Raw genomic sequence first — 25,157 nt, 5'->3', positions numbered from 1 at the left:
CTCGGTATCTTTGGGAGCTTAGATCTGTCATCTGCTAGAATTTGATTGATGGCACATGAGATTTAATCCACGCACGAAGTAGTCGGAGTAAAAGATGAAGTTCGTAGATGAAGCGGTAGTAAAAGTTCAGGCTGGTGACGGCGGTAGCGGCGTTGTTAGTTTCTGGCGTGAAAAATTCATCACTAAAGGTGGCCCTGATGGTGGCGACGGTGGTGACGGCGGTGATGTATACATCCAAGCCGATGAAAACCTAAATACCCTGATTGATTACCGTTTCCAGCGTTTCTATGAAGCAGAGCGTGGTGAGAATGGTCGCGGCGGTAACTGTACAGGTAAACGTGGTAAAGATATTACGCTGCGTGTTCCGGTTGGTACTCGCGCTGTTGATATCCACACTAACGAAATCGTTGCAGAAGTGGCTGAACACGGTAAGAAAGTGATGGTTGCGAAGGGCGGGTGGCACGGTCTTGGTAATACACGTTTTAAATCTTCAGTAAACCGTGCTCCTCGTCAGAGAACGCTGGGTACAAAAGGTGAGATTCGTGAAATTCGCCTAGAGCTACTGCTATTGGCCGATGTTGGTATGCTTGGTTTACCGAATGCGGGTAAATCAACGTTCATCCGTGCGGTATCAGCAGCAAAACCAAAAGTGGCAGATTATCCATTTACGACGTTGATCCCAAGCTTGGGCGTAGTCAGTGTGGTTCCTGAAAAGAGCTTTGTGGTTGCCGATATCCCTGGTCTAATCGAAGGGGCTGCAGATGGCGCTGGCCTAGGTATTCGTTTCTTGAAACACCTAGAGCGTTGTCGTGTATTGCTACACATGATTGATATCATGCCGATTGATCAGTCAGATCCTATCCAGAATGCACTCACCATCATTGATGAGCTAGAGCAATACAGTGAGAAGCTAGCAAACAAACCTCGTTGGCTAGTATTCAACAAAACGGATCTTATGCCGGAAGAAGAAGCGGATGAAAAGATCCAAGAGATCTTGGATGCGCTAGGTTGGGAAGACGAGTTCTACAAGATCTCGGCGATCAATCGTAACGGGACTAAAGAGCTTTGCTACAAGCTAGCTGAGTTTATGGAAAACCTACCTCGTGAAGAGGAAGAAGTTGCTGAAGAAGATAAAGTGAACTTCATGTGGGATGATTACCATAAAGATGCAATGGCTGGTAAAGACGTGATCACTGAAGATGAAGATGATGATTGGGATGACTGGGACGACGAAGAAGACGACGGTCACGTTGTTTACGTCCGCGACTAATCATTAGCAAATTCATTAAAGCCGCAATATTTATTGCGGCTTTTTTTGTATCTAAATCATGTTTACGGAATGTGATTTACGGCACAATAACACGCCGTTTAGGGAAAAGGATTGAGATGTCTTTATGACAATGGAAGTTATGTCGTCAGAAGAACTGATAATAGCAAATCAAAGAAGCATTTCACGACTTGTCGCACAAGCTGGACAAATGCTGTTAGCCCATGGTGCAGAAAGTACCTTGGTGAGCGACATTATGCGTCGCATTGGTCTCGCTTGTGGGGTCAATGAAGTTGAAGTGGCGCTATCAGCAAATGCATTAGTCGTAACCACACTCATGGATGATCATTGCATCACTACTGCTCGAACGTGTGTGGACCGTGGGATTAATATGCGGGTTATCACGCAGATACAGCGTATTTGCATTATGATAGAGCGCGGCCTGCTTGATGTAAAAATGGCGCAGAAAAAGCTCAACACTATCAGCCCTGAGCGCTATAACCGCTGGTTAGTTGTATTTATGATTGGCCTTTCCTGTGCTGCATTCAGCCATTTAGCCGGAGGCGATTGGGGCGTATTTATCATGACATTTTTCGCCTCAGCAGGCGGTATGATTGTTCGTCAAGAGATTGGCCATCGCCACTTCAATCCATTACTTAATTTTTCTGTTACGGCTTTTGTCACCACACTCATTTCTGCTCAAGCGGTGATTTTTAATATTGGTAATTTGCCAACCGTTGCTATGGCATCTTCTGTCTTAATGCTTGTTCCTGGTTTCCCATTGATTAATTCCGTCGCAGATATGCTTAAAGGTCACATCAACATGGGTATTGCTCGATTCACCATGGCGAGTCTGCTAACTTTAGCGACTTGTCTTGGCATTGTTGCGGCGATGGAAGTCACCGGAATTTGGGGGTGGATGAGCTAATGAGTTGGTTTGAACTTGTATTTGGTCTGCTCAACGATATGTTTTTTGCTGCCATTCCAGCAGTAGGGTTTGCCATGGTATTTAACGTACCACACAAGGCACTGAAGTATTGTGCCGTCGGTGGTGCGATTGGTCATGGTAGCCGTTATTTGATGTTGCACTTCGGTTTACCAATCGAATGGGCCACTTTTTTTGCTGCGACGTTAGTTGGCATGATCGGTGTTCACTGGTCCCACCGTTTTCTTGCCCACCCGAAAGTGTTCACCGTGGCGGCATTGATCCCGATGGTGCCGGGCGTGTTTGCTTACAAAGCCATGATCGCCATGGTGGAGATCAACCATTTGGGGTACTCACCTGAGCTTATTGCAACGTGTATGGAAAACTTTCTTAAAGCCATGTTTATTATTGCAGGCTTAGCGGTTGGCTTAGCGGTTCCTGGGCTGTTATTCTATCGCCGCAGACCCATTGTATAAGGATCTAATATGATCATCAGTATGATTGCCGCAATGGCAGACAATCGAATTATCGGCAAGGACAACCAAATGCCTTGGCACCTTCCTGCTGATTTTGCCTGGTTTAAACGTTGCACTATGGGTAAACCTGTCGTGATGGGACGCAAGACCTATGACTCGATCGGTCGTCCCCTCCCTGGTCGTTTGAATATTGTGATAAGCCGAGATGCATCCCTGTTGATAGAAGGCGTCACGACGGTGACATCGATTGAGCAAGCGCTAGAAGTTACAGGTGATGTCGAAGAAGTCATGATCATTGGTGGGGGCGCCATTTACGCAGCATGCTTACCGATGGCGAACAAGCTATATGTGACTCATATTGAAGCCAAAATTGATGGCGATACTCAGTTCCCGGATTGGGGCACTGATTTCAAAGAAACGTACTCTGAAGTGTATAGAGCGGATGAGAAAAACGCTTACAACATGCGTTTTACGATTCTAGAGAAATAATCCGCACAATGAGAAAAGCACCGTTAATGCGGTGCTTTTTGCTACTTTGGGCCCTGAGCTGGAGTGCTTAGTCTAGCGCCTCTTGTGTGAAAACTTGCTTATCTTCCCAACGAATCATTGTCAGCGATCCCCCCCATACACAGCCAGTATCAAGACCAATCACTTGCTCGTTAATATGACCTTGTAATGCAGCCCAGTGGCCAAACAGCACGGTTTTTTCAAGATTAATACGTTGTGGTAATTTGAACCAGGGCACTAACTCGTCTTCCTGTACTTCTTGTGGAGGGAGCTTACAATTCATATCTAAGCGACTGTCAGGAAAGCAAAAACGCATACGCGTAAAGGCATTGATGGTATAGCGATAACGATCCAAACCTTGTAGGGAGTCATCCCAAAGATCAGGTTGGTTGCTGTACATATTCTCTAGCAACCATGGCAACCGTTCGCTCCGAATAATGCTCTCCACTTCACGAGCGCATTGTCTTGCGGTGGCTAAATCCCATTGGGGGGAAATGCCAGCATGGCACATGACAAACTCATCATGTTCAGCAAGTAATGGTTGTTGGCTAAGCCAAGTGAGCAGTTCATCTTTGTCTGGCGCCGAGAAAATTGCGGCGGTTTTGTCTTTCTCTTTAACTTTTTTTAGTCCTACAGAAACGGCCATTAAGTGTAGGTCATGATTGCCTAATACGACTTTGGCACTGTCGCCAAGCGATTTAACAAAACGTAGTGTTTCTAATGATTTAGGCCCTCTGGCGACTAAGTCACCAGCAAGCCAAAGTTGATCTTTTTGCGCAGAAAAAACGACACGTTTTAGTAGCTGTTGTAGTTCATCAAAACAGCCTTGGATATCACCAACGATATAGGTAGCCACTGAATCTCCGATTAATTTAGGACATTGGGAACAGCAAGACGGAATGGCTCAACGTCAACGAGAAACTCTTGTCCTTTTTCATCTAGCATCACGTAGTGTCCTTGCATTACGCCAACCGGTGTTTCTAGTGCGGTGCCGCTGCTGTAAGTGTACTCATCGCTACCATCGATAAATGGTTGTTGGCCCACCACACCTTCGCCTTCTACTGTCATCTGTTTGCCATCGGCGTTGGTGATTAACCAACGGCGGCTCACTAATTGCACCGTTTGCTGGCTGAGATTTTTGATGGTGATGATGTAGGAAAATACGAAGCGCTGTAGCTCGGGGCTGGACTGCTCTTCAATGTATTTGGTGTGAACTTGAATCTTTATGCAAGGTTGAATGACGTCCATGTGCACTCCTTGATAAGCATAATAATAAGCCAAACCGGCTAGGGCTTGGCTTATCGTTTGAGTGATTAGTGCTGTGGGTTATCCGCAAGCCAGTTCGCCATGGCGACGAATTGTTGTAGCGTCAGGTTTTCTGGACGCATACTAGGATTGATGCCTAGTTCTTCCAGTGTTTCTGTGCTTAGTAGAGATTTGTAGCAGTTGCGTACGGTTTTACGGCGTTGGTTAAAACCTTCACGACACACGCGCTCTAACAAGCGTAAATCTTTTGCTGGGTGTGGCAGCTCCTCGTAAGGCACCAAGCGTACGACCGCTGAATCTACTTTTGGTGGCGGAACGAAGGACTCTGGCGGCACTTCTAATACCGGAACCACTTTGCAGTAGTATTGCGCCATCACAGTCAGACGACCATATGCTTTGCTGCCAGGACCCGCTGCTAAACGGTTAACCACTTCTTTTTGAAGCATAAAGTGCATGTCTTGAATGTCTTTATGGAACTCAAAAAGATGGAACATCAATGGAGTAGAGATGTTGTACGGCAAGTTACCGAAGATACGTAGCTTGTTGTTCGGCTTCACTAACTGTGTGAAGTCAAAGCGCATCGCATCGCCTTCATGAATGGTCAGTTTGTCTGCCAGCTCAGGATGGTTGCGTAGACGCTCGGCTAGATCGCGGTCTAATTCAATAACCGTGAATTTGTCGACTTCACGGCCGACTGGTTCAGTAATTGCGCCTAGACCAGGACCGATCTCAACCAGATTTTGCCCTGGTCTTGGGTTAATTGCCGATACGATGCCATCAATAATGTATGGATCGTTCAGGAAGTTTTGACCAAAACGTTTACGCGCTTTGTGTCCTAAATGGACATCATTTCTCATTGTTTCTTCTCTACCAATTCTATCGCATGCGTGAGCGCTGTTCGGAAGCTCCCTGTATCCGCTTGACCTGTCCCTGCCAGTTCTAATGCAGTACCGTGATCTACCGAGGTTCTTATAAAAGGTAGACCAAGAGTAATGTTTACTGAACGACCAAAGCCTTGGTATTTTAATACCGGCAATACTTGGTCGTGGTACATGCCTAAAACAGCATCAGCATCGTTTAAATACTTTTCATTGAAAATGGTATCTGCCGGTAGTGGACCGATCAGATTGATGCCTTTTTCTTGTCGAATCTTTTCCAATGTCGGAGTGATGGTCTCGATTTCTTCACGACCTAAACAGCCATCTTCTCCCGCATGTGGATTTAGCCCGCAAACATAGATGTTTGGTCGTGAGATGGCAAATTTTTCGACAAGGTCGTTATTAAGAATATCGATGACTTTCTCTAATCGCTCTTGTGTGACGGCTTTGGACACGTACGCCAAAGGAATATGCGTAGTGACAAGCGCGACGCGCAATCCTTCGGTCGCCAACATCATCACGACCAAGGGGGTGTTGGACTTCTCTGCGAAGAACTCAGTATGGCCACTAAAGGCAACACCAGAGCGATTGATCACCCCTTTATGTACAGGACCGGTGACAATAGCATCAAATTCATCATTCATACAGCCCAAAGCGGCTCTTTCTAGCGTTTTTAATACGTAATGGCCGTTGGCTTCATTGAGTTGACCTGAAACGACGTTTTCCGACATTTCGATATGGTCAACGATGAGCGTCCCCGCTTTTTGTGCTTTAGGGGCTTCTTCTGGATGGTAATCATATAGTTGGACATCAATGCCAAGCAGATTAGCACGTTCCATCAACATGTTTTTATCGGCACAGACGACAATTTGGTGTGCCCAGTCTTCCTTAGACAGGGCAAGCACTAAGTCTGGGCCGATGCCCGCAGGTTCCCCTGCGGTTACGACGATTCTGCGAATCGGATTAGTTGTCATCATTGTCATCCACGATTTCAACAAACGCACTTGCGCGTAGCTCTTGCATCCATGCGCCTGCTTCTTCATTAAATTTACGGTTAAATAGAATACGGTAAGCTTTGTTCTTCATCGCTGAGTCAGTTCGGTCAACTTGACGGCGATCTAGGACTTCAACAATGTGCCAACCGTGCACGGTTTTGAATGGTTCACTGATAGAGCCAACAGGTAGCGTTTCTACTTGGTGTTTGAACTCAGGCACATACAGGTCGGGCGTTTGATAGCCAAGTTCGCCATCTTGTGCTGCAGAGCCTGGATCCTGGCTGTATTGTGTTGCGAGTTGAGCAAATGTGGCTTCACCAGCTTTAATACGGCGAATAAATTCATTCAACTGTTTTTTCACGCCCTCATCACTTAGGATAACGGTTGGTTTGATCAGAATGTGGCGTGCATTGACTTCCGTTACTGCAACCGTCTCTAGGCCTTTTACATCCTCAATTTTAAGAATGTGGAAGCCTACACCACTGCGAAATGGACCAATAATGCTGCCCTTATTCTGCATTTTGATTTGATCGGCAAAGATGGTTGGCATTTCTTCTTTACGCATCCAACCCCAATCACCACCTTGAAGTGCTTTTGGCCCCTTAGAGTAGGCATAAGCCATTTCAGCGAAATCAGCGCCTTGGTTTAAATTTTTAACCAGTGCTTTTGCTTCCGTTTCGACTGCGGATTTATCTTGATCATCAGAGAATCTTAGCTGGATGTGGCCAATTTTGTACTGAACGGTAGCGTTGGTCTGTTGTGCAAGTTGATCCGCTAGGGTATCGACTTCCGCTGGAAGTATGTTAATGCGACGGCGAACCAGTGCATTGCGAGCTTCTGATGCCGCAAGTTCTTTGCGAATTTGTTCACGGAATTCAGGGTAGCTTAGGCCCTCTGTTCGAACTGATGCAACGAGCTGTTCTACGCTCTGGTTATTGTTACTGGCAATTTCTGCAATCGCTTGGTTTAGGCGGTTATCATCAATACGCACACCGATACGTTCTGCTTCTTGGCCTTGCAGCGTATCCATGATCAGTTTCTCAACCACTTGGTCTTTTAGGACGCTTGCTGAAGGTAGGCTTTTTCCACTTTGGCGCGCATTGGCTTGCAGCGTTTTTAGTGCCGTATCGATGTCACTTTGTAAGATCACACCATCATTAACAATGACTGAAACCTTATCAAGCTCGACTGGTGCTGCTGTTGCACCGCAAGAAAGTAGGGTAGTGAATAGGATTGATTTCCAAATTTTCATTTAAAATTCCGTCAGTATTTTAGATTAAGCGCCTTGGTTTATTTTTAAGACGCTTAAATCGATTAATTGTTCAGATCGAATGGGCGACCGTACTTGATCGCATTATCAGAGCCATCAAGCTCTTTTGCTGCCGTTGTTGCGCGTTGATTGGTTGAAAAGCCTTGAATACCGAAATTCACACTGATGTTGTTCTCGTATTCTGGAGAAGCGCCATCGGCACCAATAATGGCATTATCCCAACCGAGTAGTTGGTTAGAGTACGTAAAGCCAATGTACCAACAATCAGATTGATAGCGTAGGCTAGCAAGCCATTCCAATGAATTACTTTCATTGAGGTCATAGTAATATTGACCGCTCGTTGACCAATTTCTATCTATGTCATAGGCAGCGACTAAGCCCGCTTGGGAAATGCCTTCTCTGGTGATTAAGTCCAAGTTTTTTAAGTCGATAGAACTTTTAATGTAATCGAGAGTAACGTATCGATAGTTGGCTTGAATAAAGCCACCTGCGAACTGGTATTCCAACGTGCTGTTAGCCAACTGCATTGAGTTCAAGTCAATATCGTACTGAATGCCACCGTGGTAAAACAGGTAATCGTTATAGTTAAAATCAGTCTCAATTGCCCAAGATGAATAGTTGGTTGCCGAGGTACTCGATTCATTATTCTGATTTTTCTCATTGAATTTTGCATCAGTATTAAAATAATAAATCTGACCAAATGAGATATTCAGACGCTCTTTGTAATCGTCATCGAAGAAACGTGTACTTGCCCCGTAGCTTAGCTGATTTGCCGCTGCGATAAAATCGACACCACTGTACCGGCGGCTGCGGAACAAACCGTAATAATCCATTTGTAGTCGTGTTGTGTCGTAATCGTAGATGTTATTTTGGTCTTCTTTCGGCACATACAAGTACTGCAGTTGTGGCTCTAAGGTTTGGGTATAGCCTTTAATCCAGCTGGTATCTCTTTCTAAATATATCTGAGTATGAGAGCGAAACTCTGGAATCACACTAGAGACGTTTTTATCCAATCTTCTTTTTAACGTCTCGTCGGTTAATGCATCGATATCTTGATTGTAATATCTTGATAGTAATCGAGCTTCTGTCGTCCAGGTAGCCCAGGCCGTAGAAAGTGGGATGGTCAAACCGGGGGCAACAAATATACGAGTAGCGTCGGGTTTAGTGGTATCGTCACTACTAAATTGGCTTACTTGGCTTTTAACATCAAAGTTGACGTAATTCCCCCACAGCGGTGTGTAATAATTTAAATCGAGTTGAGGCATCAAGCGGTAAGGCTTGTTTTGGTCTTCTAGAAGGATTTGGAAGTCACGAGCGGTCAGCGAGACATCCCAAAAATCAGTGCGATATTTTACCTGACCTTCTTGAATTAACTGCCCATCTTCACGGTTACCGAGATCAGAGCTTAAATCACGGAAGTAATCAATATCACTCACCTTTGAGTAATCGGCTTTGACCACCCAATGTTTATTGATGATGCCATCGTGCTTAAACTGATATCCCCAGCGAGATTTGTCTTGGTATTTTTTATCACGGTTCATGTACTCGGTTTTGATTTCACCCCGACCCCAACCGTCAGTGAGGTAGCGAAAATCGGTATCGAGCTTAGTGCCACGCTGTTGCATGTATAACGTGGTCAACGTCATGTCATATTGAGGGGCGATATTCCAATAAAACGGTACTTCGACTTCTAGGCCGTCACTTGAACCATAGGACAAGGACGGAAATAGGAAGCCCGTTTTACGTGTGTCACCAATCGGCATCGTCAAATATGGCACATAGAAGACTGGCACATCTAACACCTCGAAGCGAGGATGGTGCAATGTCGCCATTTCTTCGTCCTGATCAACGTCAATGCCCGACGCGACCAAACGCCATGAATTGTCTCCTTGTGGACAAGAGGTAATTGAGCCATCTTCTAACTCATAAACCGACTGACCTGTGCGAGCTATGTATGCAGCGGTGCCTCGACCTTGCTGACAAAGAAATTGATAATCGGTGTTTTCAAGGGAGAAGGTGTCTTGATTGATATCGTTGGTCACGCGATCAGAGCGTGCTTTTACCTGACCGTCGTTAAAGGTCACATTGCCTTCAGCGACCACCACGTTGTCCTGCTGATGAAGTGTGACGTTATCTGCGGTGATTTTTTTCTGACCTTGCGTGACTTCTACGTTACCTGAATACTGAGCTTTGTCACCGTTAATCACTTGCAGGTGGTCTGCCTGAACAACAACAGGCTCATTGAGTGCGTCTTCCTCACCACTTGGCTCAACCAAACATTGATCTGTGGTGGGCATTTCCTGCACACTATCTTGTATATTCACTTCAGCTTGAATTGTGGGTACAAACAAGGCGGTGCTGATAGAGGCTGCTAAACATGTGCGGGAGAAATGTTGCATTGAATTGAACTTTCCTGTGTCACTAATACTCGTGGCTATAGGGCTGGTTGTCCCCTTGCTATATAACCAAATGAATCAACTATCGTTGGCATTTATCCCAGTGTGTGGGTTCACTGTGGCATAATGTCGTTAAAGATAGCTGCAAAAGGTGAGCAGGCGAAAAAGCCTGACCTAAATAAAACTAATTCCATTATCATAAAGGAAATCGCTGCGTCCGGCACTATAAGACCGCTGTCGTCGATAAAAATTCATTGATAGAGAACACATAATGCATATTTTTGGCAAAATATTGGGTGCCTTCTTTGGCTTATTGCTTGGTGGCCCGTTTGGTTTATTGCTTGGTTTATTCATTGGTCACCAATTTGATAAAGCACGTCGACTGAGCAAAGCGGGATTTTCGACGGGAGGGTTTGGTAAAAGCCCAAGCCAGGCGCAGCGACAAGAAGAGTTTTTTAAAGCGGCTTTTGCCGTTATGGGGCATCTTGCTAAAGCCAAGGGGCAAGTGACAAAAGAAGAGATTCAGCTGGCTTCTGCGATGATGGATCGCATGAGTTTGCATGGTGAACAACGCCGAGCGGCGCAAGAGGCGTTTCGTGAAGGTAAAGAGAGCGACTTTCCACTTGAGGATGTGTTGGTTCGGGTGAAGATCTCCTCTTCTGGCCGTTTTGATCTGCTGCAATTCTTCCTTGAGTTACAGATCTCGGCTGCGTTTGCTGATGGTGAAATACACCCAAGTGAACGCAATGTGCTGCACAAGATCGCGCGCGGGTTAGGGTTCTCTTCTGAACAGCTTGAGCGTCGTCTGCATATGCAAGAGGCGGCATTTCGTTTCCAAAGCCAGGGCGGCTTTCATGGACAGCATCAAGGTCAGTACCAGTCATCGGATTGGCAACAAGCCTCCCAGGCTGAGAAGTTGGCAGATGCCTATGAGATTTTGGATGTGGCTTCGGATGCGGACAGCAAGACGGTGAAGCGCGCTTACCGTAAGTTGATGAACGAGCATCACCCAGATAAGTTGATGGCCAAAGGTTTGCCGCCAGAGATGATGAACGTTGCGAAAGAAAAATCGCAAGAAATTCAAAATGCTTACGATTTAATTAAGAAAGTCAAAGGCTTTAAGTAGCCGGACGTTTTCTATCAAATATTGGATTCTAAAAAGGGCACTCAGTGCCCTTTTTAGTTTCTGGCTTGCTAGTGTCTTTAGGTTTTAGGTTATGGCGGTCCAAAAGCTCGTTGAACTCAAGCGAGCCGTTCAGTCGGCTTCGTTTAAGTCCCAATTGTATTCGTATTCCACTTTCCCAGAGAAGCTTTTGTACTGTGGTGCATACTGAACGATATGGCGGAATACTTGTTTTTTACCTCCAAAATCATCGGCAAACCAATCATAAAGTGAAGACAGTTGGGCGGTGTTACCTTGAACAGAGACGCCTTTTCTGCTGTTGATAAATGCTTTTGCTGCGCTATTGAGTAGCGCTTGTGTGTTGTCTGCGGTAAATGCTTGTGTTTGCAGATTTGGGCAGCCTAAACTTGCGCAGTTCACGGCGTAGTGGGTTCTTGAATCATTCCAAATTGGCCGCAAAATGCGATGCTCAATGTCGTTCAAAGTCAGAACTTTGCCGTTAATCACCACGACATCATCCCCCCAAGGTCCAAAGCTAAATAGCCCACCAAGCTTAGTAATCGATTTGACTGGGTAGTTGTCTAGAATTAGCTGTACCGTGATGGCATTGTAGAGATTTACCCAATACGCGTATTGCTCTGCTTGGTTGTATTGTAAAGGATTGAGATTTGCTAAGCGCTGGATGTAATGCTTTAACTTAGCTTTGTCAGCGGAAGAGACTTTGCTGTAGCGAAACAAAGTGTTCTCGCCTTGCTTAACTAAATAAGTATCGAGTAATTGCTGCCACTCTTGATGAGAAATCTGGGCTTGGTTCGCTTGATTCGATTGCTGCCAATACGGCCACAAATCCGATTTTGGCGCGGAAAATGTCGAGAAAGAAACGAGAGCACACATTAGTAACAACAGACGTGTCATAGGGAGTCCTTTGGGTTAAACCTTGTTGATAGTGTAGACCTGTATACGGACAGAGTTCTTTCGTGAGGCTATGAAAATAAGAGAAAAAAGGCTGGCAAGCGCCAACCTTTTAGTTTGTGTCGATTGAGATGTGAGTTAGCGCAGAAAGCTTGGGATTTTCGCCTCGTACTCGGCAATCTTATCTTCATGCTGTAGGGTAAGACCAATGTTGTCTAAGCCATTAAGTAAGCAGTGACGACGGAACTCATCGATTTCGAAGTTATACTCTTTGCCGTCGGCTCGGACTTTTAGTGCATCTAAATCTACTTCAATTTCTGCACCGATGTTGGCTTCAACAAATTGGAAAATCTCATCCACTTCTTGCTCGGTTAGACGCACAGGCACCATTTGGTTGTTGATCGAGTTGCCATAGAAAATATCAGCAAAACTAGGGGCGATCATTGCTTTGATGCCGTAGTCCGCTAGGGCCCAAGGTGCGTGTTCACGTGATGATCCGCAGCCAAAGTTTTCACGTGCGAGCAAGATAGATGCGCCTTGGTAGCGTGGTGCATTCATCACGAATTCTGGGTTTGGTTGCTCACCAGCGTCATCGAGGAAACGCCAGTCATGGAACAAGTGTTTTCCAAATCCAAGGCGTGAAACCTTTTGTAGAAATTGTTTTGGAATGATGGCATCAGTATCGACGTTGGCGGCATCTAGAGGTACAACCAACCCAGTGTGTTGCTTAAAACCTGACATGATGGTTCTCCTCTAGTCCTGTTTATCAAAAAAAGTTAATTCACGAATATCAACAAAGTGACCAGCAATTGCTGCTGCCGCTGCCATTGCAGGGCTAACCAAGTGGGTTCGACCATCACGGCCTTGGCGACCTTCAAAGTTACGGTTTGATGTGGATGCGCAGCGCTCATGGGGACCCAAACGGTCGTTGTTCATTGCTAAACACATTGAACAGCCAGGTAGGCGCCACTCAAAGCCCGCTTCTTTAAAGATTATATCTAGGCCTTCTGCTTCCGCTTGCGCTTTTACTTGCTCAGAACCAGGAACGATAAGCGCTTGAACGTGAGACGCTACTTTGCGACCTTTCGCTACTTCAGCGGCTGCGCGCATGTCTTCGATACGTGAGTTGGTACAAGAGCCAACGAAGACTTTATCGACATTGTAATCAGACAGTGCCTTGCCAGCTTCTAGGCCCATGTAAGCCAGTGCTTTCTCTGCCGAGGCTTTCTCTACTGGGTCGGTGAAGCTTTCTGGTGCTGGGATGGCTTGGTCTACAGCGATAACTTGGCCAGGGTTGGTGCCCCAAGTCACTTGTGGCTTGATATCTGCTGCATTTAGGGTAACTACCGCATCAAATTGAGCATTATCGTCAGTTTTTAGTGTCTTCCAGTATTCGACTGCGGCATTAAAGTCGGCACCTTGAGGTGAGAATTTGCGGCCTTTAATGTATTCGAATGTGGTGTCATCTGGCGCAATCAAACCAGCTTTAGCACCTAGCTCAATCGCCATGTTACATACGGTCATGCGGCCTTCCATTGAAAGGTCAGTGATCGCTTCACCGCAGAATTCAACCACGTAGCCTGTACCGCCAGCAGCTGTGGTTTTACCGATGATCGCTAGCACGATATCTTTAGCGGTGATGCCTGGAGCCACTTTGCCTTTCACTTCGATCTTCATCGTCTTAGCGCGCGCTTGTTTTAGCGTTTGAGTTGCCAATACGTGCTCCACTTCTGAAGTGCCGATACCAAAGGCTAGCGAGCCAAACGCGCCGTGAGTTGCGGTATGCGAGTCGCCACAAACAATGGTCATGCCCGGTAGGGTAATGCCAAGTTCAGGGCCCATTACGTGCACGATGCCTTGATATTTGTGGTTGATGTCGTACAAGGTGATGCCGAATTCTTCACAGTTTTTCGATAGCGTTTCCATTTGGATGCGCGCCATCTCACCAGAGGCATTGATGTCTTTCGTGGTCGTCGATACGTTGTGGTCCATCGTGGCGAAGGTTTTGCTCACTTGGCGAACTTTACGACCTTTTTCGCGCAAACCATCAAACGCCTGTGGAGACGTCACTTCGTGCACTAAGTGGCGGTCGATGTACAAGATAGGGGTTTCCCCTTCAGCTGCGACGGCAACATGTGCGTCGTAGACTTTTTCGTATAGTGTTTTGCCCATTGTCACAATCCTGTGTGAGGCTCCCGATAATGGCTCATCAGGAGCAAGTAATTATTATGAATTTGGTCTGTATTAAGAGTTCAAGATGTACTCTGCGATCTTGTCACCCATCTCTGAGGTCGAAAGTGCAGGATTGTTTCCGGCAAGATCACCGGTTAATTGGCCTGCTGACAGGGCTTTTGATACCGCAGTTTCAATATCTTGCGCCGCCGCCTCTTCCCCTAGGCTGTAACGCAGCATTAGCGCGGCCGAGAGAATTTGCGCCACTGGGTTTGCCATGTTTTTACCAGCGATGTCTGGTGCGCTGCCACCAGCAGGTTCGTATAGGCCGAACTTGCTTTCGTTAAGACTCGCAGACGGTAGCATGCCCATGGAACCGGTGATCATGGCACACTCATCAGAGATGATGTCACCGAAGATGTTTGAACACAGCATTACGTCAAACTGTGCCGGGTCTTTGATTAGCTGCATGGTTGCGTTATCAATGTACATGTGTGATAGCTCTACATCTGGGTAGTCTTTTGCGATTTCTTCGACCACTTCACGCCATAGGATAGAGCTTTGTAGGACGTTCGCTTTGTCGATTGAGCAAACTTTCTTGCGACGTAGACGCGCAGACTCAAAGGCAATTTTTGCAATACGTTCGATCTCAAAGCGGTGGTAAACCTCAGTATCGAAGGCTTTCTCTGTTGGACCTTCACCTTCGCGGCCTTTTGGTTGACCGAAGTAGATGCCACCTGTTAACTCACGAACTACCACGATGTCAAAGCCGCGATCTGAGATGTCTGCACGTAGTGGTGAGAAGGCTTCAAGGCCTGAGTGAATTTGTGCTGGGCGTAGGTTACAGAACAGTTGGAAGTGTTTACGTAGTGGCAGTAGGGCGCCACGTTCAGGTTGGTCATTTGGTGGCAAGTGTTCCCACTTAGGACCGCCAACTGAACCGAATAGGACTGCATCAGACTCTTCACACGCTTTCACTGTACTTTCTGGAAGTGGACAGCCGTGATTATCGATCGCGATACCACCTACATCATGCTCGTCACGCTCAAAGGCAATGCCGTGTTTCTTTTCGATTGCATCCAACACTTTATGTGCTTGCGCCATCACTTCTGGGCCGATGCCGTCGCCTGGTAAAACGGCAATTTTGTATGATTTGTCTGTCATGTTAATCCTTTAATTTTTATTAGCTTACTTGGCTTTTTGAAAGCGAAATAGGTGGGCATTGAGCTGCGGGGCCCAAGCGTCGATTAAACGGTGGCAAATTTCTTTTGTTTCATTTCTTCAATCTTGTCTGCACGGTGAATGCTATTGATGACGTGCAGCAATGCTTGGCCCGATGCTTCTACGATGTCAGTGGACACGCCGGTTCCGTGGTATTTACGCCCTTTGTAGTTGGCGATGATGTCTGCTTGACCAAGACCATCTTCACCTTCACCTTTTGCGGTTAGGTCAAATTTGTCTAGCACGATGTCATAACCTGTCACGCGGTAAATACATTGGTATAACGCATCAACTGGACCATTACCGACGGCGGCTTCACACATTTCTTCATCGCCGCATTGTATCTTGATGCTGGTGGTTGCCATTACGCTGCCAGATTGCACGCTCAGGTAACTCAATTTGTAGAAATCGTCCTCCTCGCGCAAATTGGAGAAGTGCATCAGTGCTTCTAGGTCGTAATCGAACACTTGGCCTTTGCGGTCTGCTAGTTTCAAAAAGTCTTCGTACAATGCGTCTAGGTTGTACTCTTCCTCTTTGTAGCCCATCGTATCCATATGGCTCTTCACGGCGGCACGGCCACTGCGGCTGGTTAGGTTAAGTGCTTGGTTTTTAAGGCCTATCGACTCTGGTGTCATGATTTCGTAGGTGTTCTTGTTCTTTAGCATGCCATCTTGGTGGATGCCCGAAGAGTGGCTGAATGCGTTCGCACCCACGATCGCTTTGTTGCTTTGGATTGGCATGTTACATAGTTGGCTCACTAGCTTACTGGTACGGTGAATTTCATCGTGCTTGATTCCAGTATGAACGCCTAAGAACTCTTGACGCGTTTTGATGATCATCGCGATCTCTTCCAGAGAGCAGTTGCCTGCACGCTCACCAATGCCGTTGATGGTGCCTTCTACCTGACGTGCACCTGCTTGTACAGCGGCGATAGAATTGGCAACAGACATACCTAAATCATCGTGACAGTGAACCGAGATGATGGCTTTGTCGATATTTGGGACGCGATTAAATAGCGTTTGAATGATGCCGCCAAACTCACTCGGTACGGTGTAGCCAACGGTATCAGGAATGTTGATGGTGCTTGCGCCTGCGTCGATAGCCGCTTCGACCATGCGACATAGGTTGTCGATTGGGGTGCGACCTGCGTCTTCACAAGAAAACTCCACGTCATCGGTATAGTTACGTGCGTGTTTTACGGCTTTCACGCCCATTTCTACCACATCGTCGTAGCTGCGGCGTAGCTTGTCTTGAACGTGAACGGTTGAAGTCGAGATGAAAGTGTGAATCCGGAACGCGTCAGCCACTTTTAGTGCTTGCGCAGCGGCATCGATGTCTTTTGCAACGGCACGAGAAAGTGCGCAGACTCGACTGTTCTTGATGTGCCTTGCAATGGTTTGTACCGATTCGAAATCTCCTGGAGAAGAGACTGGGAAGCCCGCTTCGATAACATCAACGCCGAGCCTTTCAAGCGCATAGGCAATCTGCAGTTTTTCTTTAACCGTTAAGCTTGCTGACAACGCTTGTTCGCCATCACGCAGTGTGGTGTCGAATATAATGACCTGATCGTTCATGTTTGCTTCCTTCATGATTTCTGCATTTTTGTGCAGGTTAATCGTTTACTTCCGGTATTTAGATATAAAAAAACCCGCATTTGCATGCGGGTTTCTAAGAACTTGGTGTGGTTATTTCTCTTCCACAACCTACCCGCGCGAATTGGTCACGATCAGGAGGAGGTTAAGCAGGATAGAAAAATGTGCTGACATAGTTGTTAAGCATTCCACAATATTAAGTTAACAAATTAGTACCGCACTCAATGGGGTACGTCAACCCTAAAGTCGATTTTTTGTTCATATCCGATGAGTCGATGCGTTTTTGGGCAGTGCTTTGTATTTGGGGGCTGTTGGTTATGGTTTCATATTGTGGGTAATGATTGTGTCAAAAGTGGGACTGTTTGCATGGCGTTGCTGTAGTAATGCGAGGCAAATATCGCTAATTTTAAGTGTTATCATAAATTTACTATTTGTAACTTTTTCAATTGGTTAACTTTTGCTTTTCTTTTCGATGGAGATCGAGTTATTCGCTTATTGAATGTCTATTAATGGCCATCCACTTCCAGAGATGGATGAGTGGCGAAGGCAGCTAGATAGCTACGACAATAAAGGATTGATTTGGCGTCAACGTTTGGATCAACGCTGGGACTTTGAAGATTGGCAAAGGGATGACTTATCTCTGTCATATCCGGAGGAGTATGCTTGCACTTTGACCCACTTAAAGCGGCGACCAAATTTAGGTTGCCGCTTTTTTGAGGAGAGGTCTTATCAGGATTTGCTCTTTATCGCAAAAGTGGTGAAAAGTTGCTCACTTCTGTGGCATTGGTAGATATAGTGTGGTGACTGATCTGTGAAACCGTGAAAGGAGTCATGTGTTGAAAAGAGGATATATTCATTCAGCCGTGTATTTGGCGTGTTTGATGTTGTCGGGGTGCCAACTTTTAGTTCCTCATTCTCAAGTGGATGCAGTCACTCCGATGGCTGCGAAGAATCACGTACAAAGTGTGCAGTTGATCGATCAGCAAATGGATCGCTACTTGAACCAAGATGGCAGGGAGTTATTCTTGAGCCAAGTTATGGTCGCGTTGGAATCAGACAGTCGCACTAAGTTTAAAGGTAAAGATCCTGAGACCTTTTCTTGGTGGAAGATTCGTGTCAAACCCAAACAATGGAGAAGTGCGGAAATCACTAGCCTTGTGGACGTTGGTGTCGATATCTCTCATTCATTTGAGTTTATGGATGTCACTTACCGCTCAAAAACAACGCTTAATTTTCTTGCCAAGCCAAGTTTAACAGCACAAGTGCTTGGAACCCTGAGCAAAGATGAAGCGTTTAATGTTATTGCGAAGGTTGAAGGTGAACCTTGGTTATTGGCAGAGCAAAATGGGGCGATTAAAGGTTATGTTCATGAAGAATACGTACGTAGCCATGTCGTCAACCGAGATATTCTTTCGATTAAGCCTAACCCATTATTGGCCAGTAGTGCGAAAAGCATGGACACCCAAACGGTGAATGAAATTTTCGGTCGCTATACATGTCGTGATTTAAGTTATGAATTAACCAAAGATGATGATATTGCCACGGCTTCGTTTAGAGCCTGCCGCAAGCAGAGAAAAATCTGGTATATCGATGTTCCGATGATAGGTACGAATCAACCTTAGCATTATGGCTTCCCCCCTTTGCCCCTGATGCATCATGTCAACGGGGCAATTTCTACCTTTGCTTAACTCATATCCTCCATATTCTTTCACTCATTATTCTTGATGGTATCCCGTTATCCATTCACCACGTTACCGTTATGCCGTTGCTTTGGCTCGCATACTTCGTGAATGATTTTTAATTCAGCACCACGGGTTCTTCAAATCGTTGCTTCGCTAGCAAACCAAGTCAATCTGGTTAAATCAAGCATCTCGAGGTGACTTGAGTAAATGTGAGCGATAAAGGCAATGACACTGCTAATATCCGCAAAATAGTAGTGATGCTCGCTGATATATTTTGGCTTAAGAAGAGTAAGGCTGAGCGTGTCAGATATTCTAATATGGCCAAATTGAGTCTGAGTTATTCATCGTGACCCTTGGTTTTGGTTTGGAATGATAGCTCTAATGAATGGGTTGGCGGAGGGTTAATGCAACTCATTGGTATGCTAAATGTATTATCAGAAATGCCTAAAATGACGTTTTATAGTTTTTTATGTTTTTACTAAGGGTTTGATTTTAGTTAATTAAATACCTAACTTGCTAAAATTTAGTGATTAAATCTCAATCTAGTTGCGAAACCTTGACTGATTCGTTGATAGTACGGTTCAAGTCGGAAGTATCCGAAATATAAATATAATGAAAATTGGGTTTTCTATTTCTCACTAATGAGTGAATTCTCGCGGCCGTAATTGGCGTGAGAAAACGTTCTATTCGTTATGAACTCATTGAACCAAATTGATGATTACAAAAGAGGCGCACTCCATGTTAGAAAAAAAAGACGCGATGAGCGCAATTGCTAGCTACCGTATGGAAAGCACATTGCGTGGTGTTGATTTAAACTTACTGACCGTATTTGATGCTGTGATGCAAGAACAAAATATCACTCGTGCAGCACACAACCTCGGCATGTCACAACCTGCAGTAAGTAACGCGGTTGCGCGTCTAAAGGTCATGTTCAATGATGAGCTATTCATGCGTCAGGGGCGTGGTATCCAACCCACTCAACGAGCGCGCCAATTGTTTGGTCCGGTTCGTCAAGCGCTGCAATTGATCCGCAATGAGCTGCCAAGTTCAGTATTCCAAGCAGAATCATCAACTCGTCTATTTAAACTGGCGATTTGTAGCCCATGTGATATGCGCTTCGCACCAAAGATCATGGAGAACGTCCATGAGCAAGCACCAAACGTTCAACTTCACTTAGACGCGGAATTTGACCGTCTTTTGTCTGAGCGTATGCGCTATCAAGAAATCGACTTCGTTATCGATTATGCCCGCTTTGATGATCAAGGTTTCTCCAGTACAGAAATCTTTAAAGATGAATTGGTTGTGATTGCTTCTAAAACCCATTCTCGCATTCAAGCAGGGGTATCTGCAGAGCAGTTAATTAATGAGAAGCACGCGAAACTATCACGCGTACACGGCCAGCGTAGCTTTTCAGAGCAAGCGTACCGTGAGTTGGATTGCCAAGCTGCGTATGAAGGTTCAAGCCTAAGTAATCTACTTTACGTCGTAAGCCAGTCTGAGCTGGTGACCATTGCACCTCGTTGGATGGCAGAAAATACAATTAACAGCGACCAACTCCAAATCTTAGACTTCCCATTTGAAAACAAAGAAATCAGTGGCTACCTAAGCTGGCATGAATCGAGTGAGAAAGACAAAGGTCATATCTGGCTTCGTGATCTACTCATGATCACGTGTGGTGAAGTCGTCGCATTGAAATAAGTTTTATCATCGTCTGAACAACTGGTCAGATTGGATTTGTAATCATCAATTTTTACAATTCCTTGGCCCCGAGAGATGCCAGTCTTTAGGGGTCTTTTTATTTTGTCTAATTAGTATGCGAAACAGCAGCTTAAGTTGTTCAAATTTTCGGCCGTTTAGGGCGTGCTAAACTCTTATTAGTGATAGTCGTCTCTTAATAATAATAAGTTTGATAATGGTCAGTTGCGTTTTTAAGCTCCGAGGTTACACTTGTGCGCTCAATTAGCTTACAACTGTAAGCCAAAAGGTAATGTAAAGAAATGGCCAAGTTAGATTTTCATATTGTTAAACGTATTCGTGAACAAATTGCGAAAGGTAGTACTCGAGTTGCACTCAAACATAAAGTGGGTGACACATGGGAAGGTATTACTTGGGAGCAATTTGGTCAGCAAGTGGATGCTTTATCGCTTGCACTTTTGGCTCAGGGATTGGGAGTCCAAGATAAGGTCGGCATTTTCTCAAACAACATGCCACAATGGACCATCGCTGATTTCGCTGCGCTGCAATTGCGCGGTGTAACAGTACCTATTTACCCAACTAATACGGCGGCACAGTCTGCATACATTATCGATAACGCTGATGTAAAAGTGCTGTTCGTTGGTGAGCAGCCACAATTTGATGCCGCCGTCAGCATCTTCGAAGAGTGTAAGCAGCTTGAGTTAATTGTCGCGATGTCTGACGACATTGAACTTGGTGAGCATAGTTTTGCTATGACTTGGAATGACTTCATCACTCAAGGCGATGAAAGCCAGCAAGCGGAGCTAGAAACTCGCTTAGACCAAGCTCGAGAAGAAGACTTACTGACGCTTATCTACACCTCTGGCACAACAGGCCAACCGAAAGGTGTGATGCTAGATTACGCTAACATCTCAGCGCAACTGGAAGGGCATGACCAACGTTTGAGCCTGACTGAAGATGATGTGTCGCTGTGTTTCTTACCGCTATCACACGTATTTGAGCGTGCGTGGACTTTCTACGTACTCTACAAGGGCGGCACAAATTGCTACCTACAAGATACCATGCAAGTGCGTGATGCATTGAGCGAAGTGCGTCCAACTGTCATGAGTGCGGTGCCTCGTTTCTACGAGAAGATCTTCTCAGCGATTCATGAAAAAGTATCACGAGCACCATTCCATCGTAAGATTATGTTCACTTGGGCGGTGAACATGGGCGCGAAGATGGCTGCGTGTCATCAAGAAAATCGTAAGCCATCGCTAGCATTGCGCAAGTCGTACGCATTGGCAGATAAACTGGTTCTGAGCAAGTTACGTGCGCTACTAGGCGGCCGTATTAACTTTATGCCATGTGGCGGTGCGAAACTGGACGAGACGATTGGTCGCTTCTTCCATGCGATTGGTATCAACGTGAAGCTTGGCTATGGTATGACAGAAACCACAGCAACGGTGTCATGTTGGGATGACCAATGTTTTGATCCTAGCTCTATCGGTATGGCAATGCCGGGGGCTCAAGTTAAGATCGGTGAGAACAACGAGATCTTAGTGCGTGGCCCAATGGTGATGCGCGGTTACTATAAGATGCCAGAAGAAACGGAGAAGACATTTGATGAACATGGCTTCTTGAAAACGGGTGATGCGGGTTATATCGACGAGAATGGTAACCTCTTCATTACTGACCGTATTAAAGAGCTGATGAAAACGTCTAACGGCAAATATATTGCGCCACAAGTGGTTGAAGGCGCGATTGGTAAAGATCACTTTATTGAGCAAATTGCGGTGATTGCAGATACTCGTAAGTTCGTATCTGCGCTGATCGTACCGTGTTTTGACTCTCTAGAAGAGTACGCTAAAGAGCTCAATATTGCTTACCATGACCGTGTAGAATTGATTAAGAACCATCAAGTGGTCGAAATGCTTGAAAAGCGCGTCAATGACCTACAAAAAGAGCTCGCTAAATTTGAACAAGTTAAGAAGTTCAAACTATTACCGAAAGCTTTCTCGATGGATGATGGTGAATTGACTCCAACACAAAAATTGCGTCGTAAGGTCATTAATGACAAATACCAAGACGAAATCGAAGAAATGTACAATGATAAGTCAGATAAAAAGTAACTTACGCTGACTTAGATTTCTGATTGATGAAATTATCCCCAGTTGCCTGATATTGTGCGGCTGGGGATTTTTTATAATGGCCTTTTCCTTTTCTTCCCATACCTTCCTGATGTAAACGCACTCAAAATAAATATTTTAGTAAAATTATCTGCTTTATTTATTTTGTTTATATCTGTATTGCTCTAAATCCATCTCTCTTTATAGCGTGCATCCCTGTCTTTATTCTGCTTTGCAGCATCTTGTTCAAAATTCGATCTCTATCGTGTTAGACCCAATGATAATAAAACGTTACATTTGTTGTGTTAACCTGTGATTTGTTATGACAAGCACAGAGCATAGCTGAAAACGTGGAAGTATTTCGATTAGGCTACGAATAAGACCTAGACTATGTAAAACCAGACCGATCCGTTGGCCTTACGGTGGGGAGACTGGTAAGGAGAGCAATTATGACAGTAATGTTGTCAGGGGCAGAGATGGTGGTGCAATCTCTGATAGAAGAGAATGTAGAACAGATCTTTGGGTATCCTGGTGGTTCTGTACTGGATATTTACGATGCATTGCATGCCAAGACTGATCAAATCAAACACGTATTAGTAAGACATGAACAAGCCGCGACTCACATGGCGGATGGTTATGCTCGAGCAACGGGTAAGCCGGGTGTGGTACTGGTATGTTCGGGACCAGGTGCGACCAATACCATCACGGGTATTGCAACTGCGTATATGGACTCGATCCCAATGATCGTCATATCAGGTAACGTGCCAAACAACCTAATTGGTAATGATGCTTTCCAAGAGTGCGACATCGTGGGTGTCTCTCGTCCGGTAGTAAAGCACAGTTTTTTAGTTAAGAAAGCTGAAGACATTCCTGAGACAATCAAAAAAGCCTTTTATATTTCGACCACTGGCCGACCAGGTCCGGTTGTGATTGATTTGCCAAAAGACATATTGAATCCTCAAATCAAGCTTCCTTACGAGTATCCTGAAAGCATCTCAATGCGCTCGTACAAACCAACCACGTCCGGTCACAAAGGACAAATCAAAAAGGCACTGAAAGCACTGCTTGAAGCCAAAAAACCAGTACTTTACGTAGGTGGCGGTGCGGTTATTTCTGGTGCGCATGAGCATATTCAAGAGTTGTCTGAACAATTGAATCTCCCCGTCGTCAGTACCTTAATGGGGTTAGGTGCCTTCCCAGGTACACACAATAACGCGTTGGGTATGCTTGGCATGCACGGTACCTACGAAGCGAATATGGCAATGCATGAAGCGGATCTGATCTTTGGCATTGGCGTACGCTTTGATGATCGTACGACCAACAACTTAGAAAAGTACTGTCCGAACGCTAAAGTGATGCACATCGATATTGATCCTTCATCTATTTCCAAGAACGTGAAAGTGGACTTACCGATCGTTGGTTCGGCCGAAAAAGTGTTGGAGACCATGGTTGGCCTGTTGAGTGAACAGGGCGATGGTAACGATGAACAAGCGCTAGCTGCGTGGTGGGAGGACATTCAAGGTTGGCAAAAACGAAATTGCCTAGCTTACGAAACCTCACCTGAGCGCATCAAACCACAACAAGTGATCGAAACATTGCACAAGCTCACTAATGGTGATGCTTATGTGGCGTCTGATGTTGGTCAGCACCAAATGTTTGCCGCGTTGTACTATCCATTCAATAAGCCACGCCGTTGGATCAACTCTGGTGGTCTAGGTACGATGGGCTTTGGCCTGCCTGCTGGTATGGGCGTTAAATTTGCCATGCCCGAAGAAGAAGTGGTGGTGGTGACTGGTGATGGCAGTATCCAGATGAACATTCAAGAACTGTCGACGGCAATGCAATACGACATTCCAGTGAAGATCATCAACTTGAACAACCGATTTTTAGGCATGGTAAAACAGTGGCAAGACATCATTTACCAAGGTCGTCACTCTAACTCATATATGAGTTCTGTTCCTGATTTTGCTGCAATTGCAGAAGCTTATGGTCACGTCGGTATTCGTATTGAGACGCCAGATCAGCTCGAAGCTGGCCTACAAAAAGCGTTAGATATGAAAGATCGCTTGGTGTTTGTTGACATCAACGTAGACGAAACCGAGCACGTATACCCAATGCAAATCAAAGGCGAGGGTATGGATAAGATGTGGCTAAGCAAAACGGAGAGAACGTAATATGAGACACATTATTTCTTTGTTAATGGAAAACCAACCAGGTGCTTTGTCTCGCGTGGTTGGCCTATTCTCCCAGCGCGGCTATAACATCGAGTCTCTAACGGTCTCTCCAACGGACGATGAAACGTTATCGCGGCTGAATATCACCACGACCTCAGATGAAATGCAGCTAGAGCAGATCCAGAAGCAATTGAATAAGCTGATAGATGTGTTGAAAGTGCAAGAGGTGACGGAATTTGATCATATTGAGCGTGAGCTTATGATGGTAAAGGTCAAAGCGAGTGGCTTTGCTCGTGCTGAAGTCAAACGCACTGCCGATATTTTCCGAGGCCAGATTGTCGATGTGACCGCTTCTCAGTATACCGTCCAACTAGCAGGGACGAGTGAGAAGCTTGATGCCTTTATTCAAGCAATCTCCGAAGTTACCGATGTGGTTGAAGTGGCGAGAAGTGGTGTGGTTGGCATTGCCCGTGGAGAGCGCTTTCTAAAGCCTTAGTG

The 25,157-nt window shown here is 45.5% G+C and carries 21 protein-coding genes; 10 read left to right on the top strand and 11 right to left on the bottom strand.

Going from position 1 to position 25,157, the window contains the following annotated elements; all coding sequences use genetic code 11:
- The first annotated feature begins 94 nt into the window (after positions 1–94).
- The 4 genes from cgtA (at position 95) to folA (ending at position 3,157) form a co-directional block, all read left to right on the top strand.
- Positions 95–1,270 (top strand): Obg family GTPase CgtA, encoded by a 1,176-nt coding sequence (gene cgtA, locus AK965_RS12530; RefSeq protein WP_099079942.1) that lies wholly within the window; start codon positions 95–97, stop codon positions 1,268–1,270.
- Positions 1,271–1,394: 124 nt separating this feature from the next.
- Positions 1,395–2,195: a threonine/serine exporter family protein gene (locus tag AK965_RS12525; protein ID WP_099079941.1), complete on the top strand. Its 801-nt coding sequence runs from the start codon at positions 1,395–1,397 to the stop codon at positions 2,193–2,195.
- A complete protein-coding gene (locus tag AK965_RS12520; RefSeq protein ID WP_172438141.1) occupies positions 2,195–2,668 on the top strand; it encodes a threonine/serine exporter family protein in 474 nt (157 codons plus the stop codon). The genes AK965_RS12525 and AK965_RS12520 overlap by 1 nt, the downstream gene beginning before the upstream one ends.
- A 9-nt stretch (positions 2,669–2,677) precedes the next feature.
- On the top strand, positions 2,678–3,157 hold the full coding sequence (gene folA / locus AK965_RS12515; RefSeq protein ID WP_099079939.1) for a type 3 dihydrofolate reductase: 480 nt from the start codon (positions 2,678–2,680) through the stop codon (positions 3,155–3,157).
- Between the two features lie 67 nt (positions 3,158–3,224).
- On the opposite strand, the gene apaH is transcribed toward folA, so the two are convergent.
- The 6 genes from apaH to lptD all read right to left on the bottom strand — a co-directional run bounded on the left by apaH (position 3,225) and on the right by lptD (position 9,983).
- On the bottom strand, positions 3,225–4,031 hold the full coding sequence (apaH, locus tag AK965_RS12510) for a bis(5'-nucleosyl)-tetraphosphatase (symmetrical) ApaH (RefSeq protein WP_099079938.1): 807 nt from the start codon (positions 4,029–4,031) through the stop codon (positions 3,225–3,227).
- Positions 4,032–4,042: 11 nt separating this feature from the next.
- A complete protein-coding gene (apaG, locus tag AK965_RS12505; RefSeq protein WP_099079937.1) occupies positions 4,043–4,423 on the bottom strand; it encodes a Co2+/Mg2+ efflux protein ApaG in 381 nt (126 codons plus the stop codon).
- Positions 4,424–4,488: 65 nt separating this feature from the next.
- Positions 4,489–5,298, bottom strand: a complete 810-nt coding sequence (rsmA, locus tag AK965_RS12500; RefSeq protein ID WP_099079936.1) for a 16S rRNA (adenine(1518)-N(6)/adenine(1519)-N(6))-dimethyltransferase RsmA — start codon at positions 5,296–5,298, stop codon at positions 4,489–4,491.
- Entirely contained in the window at positions 5,295–6,293 is a 999-nt protein-coding gene (pdxA, locus tag AK965_RS12495; RefSeq protein ID WP_099079935.1) for a 4-hydroxythreonine-4-phosphate dehydrogenase PdxA, read from the bottom strand. The genes rsmA and pdxA overlap by 4 nt, the downstream gene beginning before the upstream one ends.
- A complete protein-coding gene (gene surA / locus AK965_RS12490) occupies positions 6,283–7,566 on the bottom strand; it encodes a peptidylprolyl isomerase SurA (protein WP_099079934.1) in 1,284 nt (427 codons plus the stop codon). The genes pdxA and surA overlap by 11 nt, the downstream gene beginning before the upstream one ends.
- 62 nt (positions 7,567–7,628) lie before the next feature.
- Positions 7,629–9,983, bottom strand: coding sequence for an LPS assembly protein LptD (gene lptD, locus AK965_RS12485; RefSeq protein ID WP_099079933.1), 2,355 nt, complete (start codon positions 9,981–9,983; stop codon positions 7,629–7,631).
- A gap of 268 nt (positions 9,984–10,251) precedes the next feature.
- On the opposite strand from lptD, the gene djlA reads away from it, so the two are divergent.
- Positions 10,252–11,106, top strand: a complete 855-nt coding sequence (gene djlA, locus AK965_RS12480) for a co-chaperone DjlA (RefSeq protein ID WP_099079932.1) — start codon at positions 10,252–10,254, stop codon at positions 11,104–11,106.
- Positions 11,107–11,235: 129 nt separating this feature from the next.
- Here the strand turns inward: djlA and AK965_RS12475 are convergent, their stop codons facing one another.
- From AK965_RS12475 to leuA, 5 genes are all read right to left on the bottom strand, one after another.
- A complete protein-coding gene (locus tag AK965_RS12475) occupies positions 11,236–12,018 on the bottom strand; it encodes a DUF547 domain-containing protein (RefSeq protein ID WP_099079931.1) in 783 nt (260 codons plus the stop codon).
- A gap of 135 nt (positions 12,019–12,153) precedes the next feature.
- A complete protein-coding gene (gene leuD / locus AK965_RS12470; protein WP_099079930.1) occupies positions 12,154–12,756 on the bottom strand; it encodes a 3-isopropylmalate dehydratase small subunit in 603 nt (200 codons plus the stop codon).
- Positions 12,757–12,768: 12 nt separating this feature from the next.
- The gene (gene leuC / locus AK965_RS12465; RefSeq protein ID WP_099079929.1) at positions 12,769–14,187 is read right to left on the bottom strand and encodes a 3-isopropylmalate dehydratase large subunit; all 1,419 of its coding nucleotides are present in this window, start codon (positions 14,185–14,187) and stop codon (positions 12,769–12,771) included.
- A 72-nt stretch (positions 14,188–14,259) separates the two neighbouring features.
- On the bottom strand, positions 14,260–15,351 hold the full coding sequence (leuB, locus tag AK965_RS12460) for a 3-isopropylmalate dehydrogenase (RefSeq protein ID WP_099079928.1): 1,092 nt from the start codon (positions 15,349–15,351) through the stop codon (positions 14,260–14,262).
- 83 nt (positions 15,352–15,434) lie between these two features.
- Positions 15,435–16,982, bottom strand: coding sequence for a 2-isopropylmalate synthase (gene leuA / locus AK965_RS12455; protein WP_099079927.1), 1,548 nt, complete (start codon positions 16,980–16,982; stop codon positions 15,435–15,437).
- Positions 16,983–17,881: 899 nt separating this feature from the next.
- On the opposite strand from leuA, the gene AK965_RS12440 reads away from it, so the two are divergent.
- The 5 genes from AK965_RS12440 (at position 17,882) to ilvN (ending at position 25,155) form a co-directional block, all read left to right on the top strand.
- Complete coding sequence (locus AK965_RS12440; RefSeq protein ID WP_099079924.1) at positions 17,882–18,622, top strand: SH3 domain-containing protein; 741 nt, start codon at positions 17,882–17,884, stop codon at positions 18,620–18,622.
- 798 nt (positions 18,623–19,420) lie between these two features.
- Positions 19,421–20,380, top strand: coding sequence for a LysR family transcriptional regulator CalR (gene calR / locus AK965_RS12435; protein ID WP_099079923.1), 960 nt, complete (start codon positions 19,421–19,423; stop codon positions 20,378–20,380).
- A 299-nt stretch (positions 20,381–20,679) separates the two neighbouring features.
- On the top strand, positions 20,680–22,488 hold the full coding sequence (locus AK965_RS12430; RefSeq protein ID WP_099079922.1) for a long-chain fatty acid--CoA ligase: 1,809 nt from the start codon (positions 20,680–20,682) through the stop codon (positions 22,486–22,488).
- Positions 22,489–22,934: 446 nt separating this feature from the next.
- Positions 22,935–24,659 carry an acetolactate synthase 3 large subunit gene (locus AK965_RS12425; RefSeq protein WP_099079921.1) on the top strand — a complete coding sequence of 575 codons (1,725 nt, stop codon included), beginning with the start codon at positions 22,935–22,937 and terminating at the stop codon, positions 24,657–24,659.
- A 1-nt stretch (position 24,660) separates the two neighbouring features.
- The gene (ilvN, locus tag AK965_RS12420) at positions 24,661–25,155 is read left to right on the top strand and encodes an acetolactate synthase small subunit (RefSeq protein WP_099079920.1); all 495 of its coding nucleotides are present in this window, start codon (positions 24,661–24,663) and stop codon (positions 25,153–25,155) included.
- The last annotated feature ends 2 nt before the right edge of the window (positions 25,156–25,157 follow it).

It is taken from the genome of Vibrio sp. PID17_43 (genome assembly GCF_002608565.1).
GTDB lineage: Bacteria > Pseudomonadota > Gammaproteobacteria > Enterobacterales > Vibrionaceae > Vibrio.
This window is presented reverse-complemented; position numbering and strand designations above follow the sequence as displayed.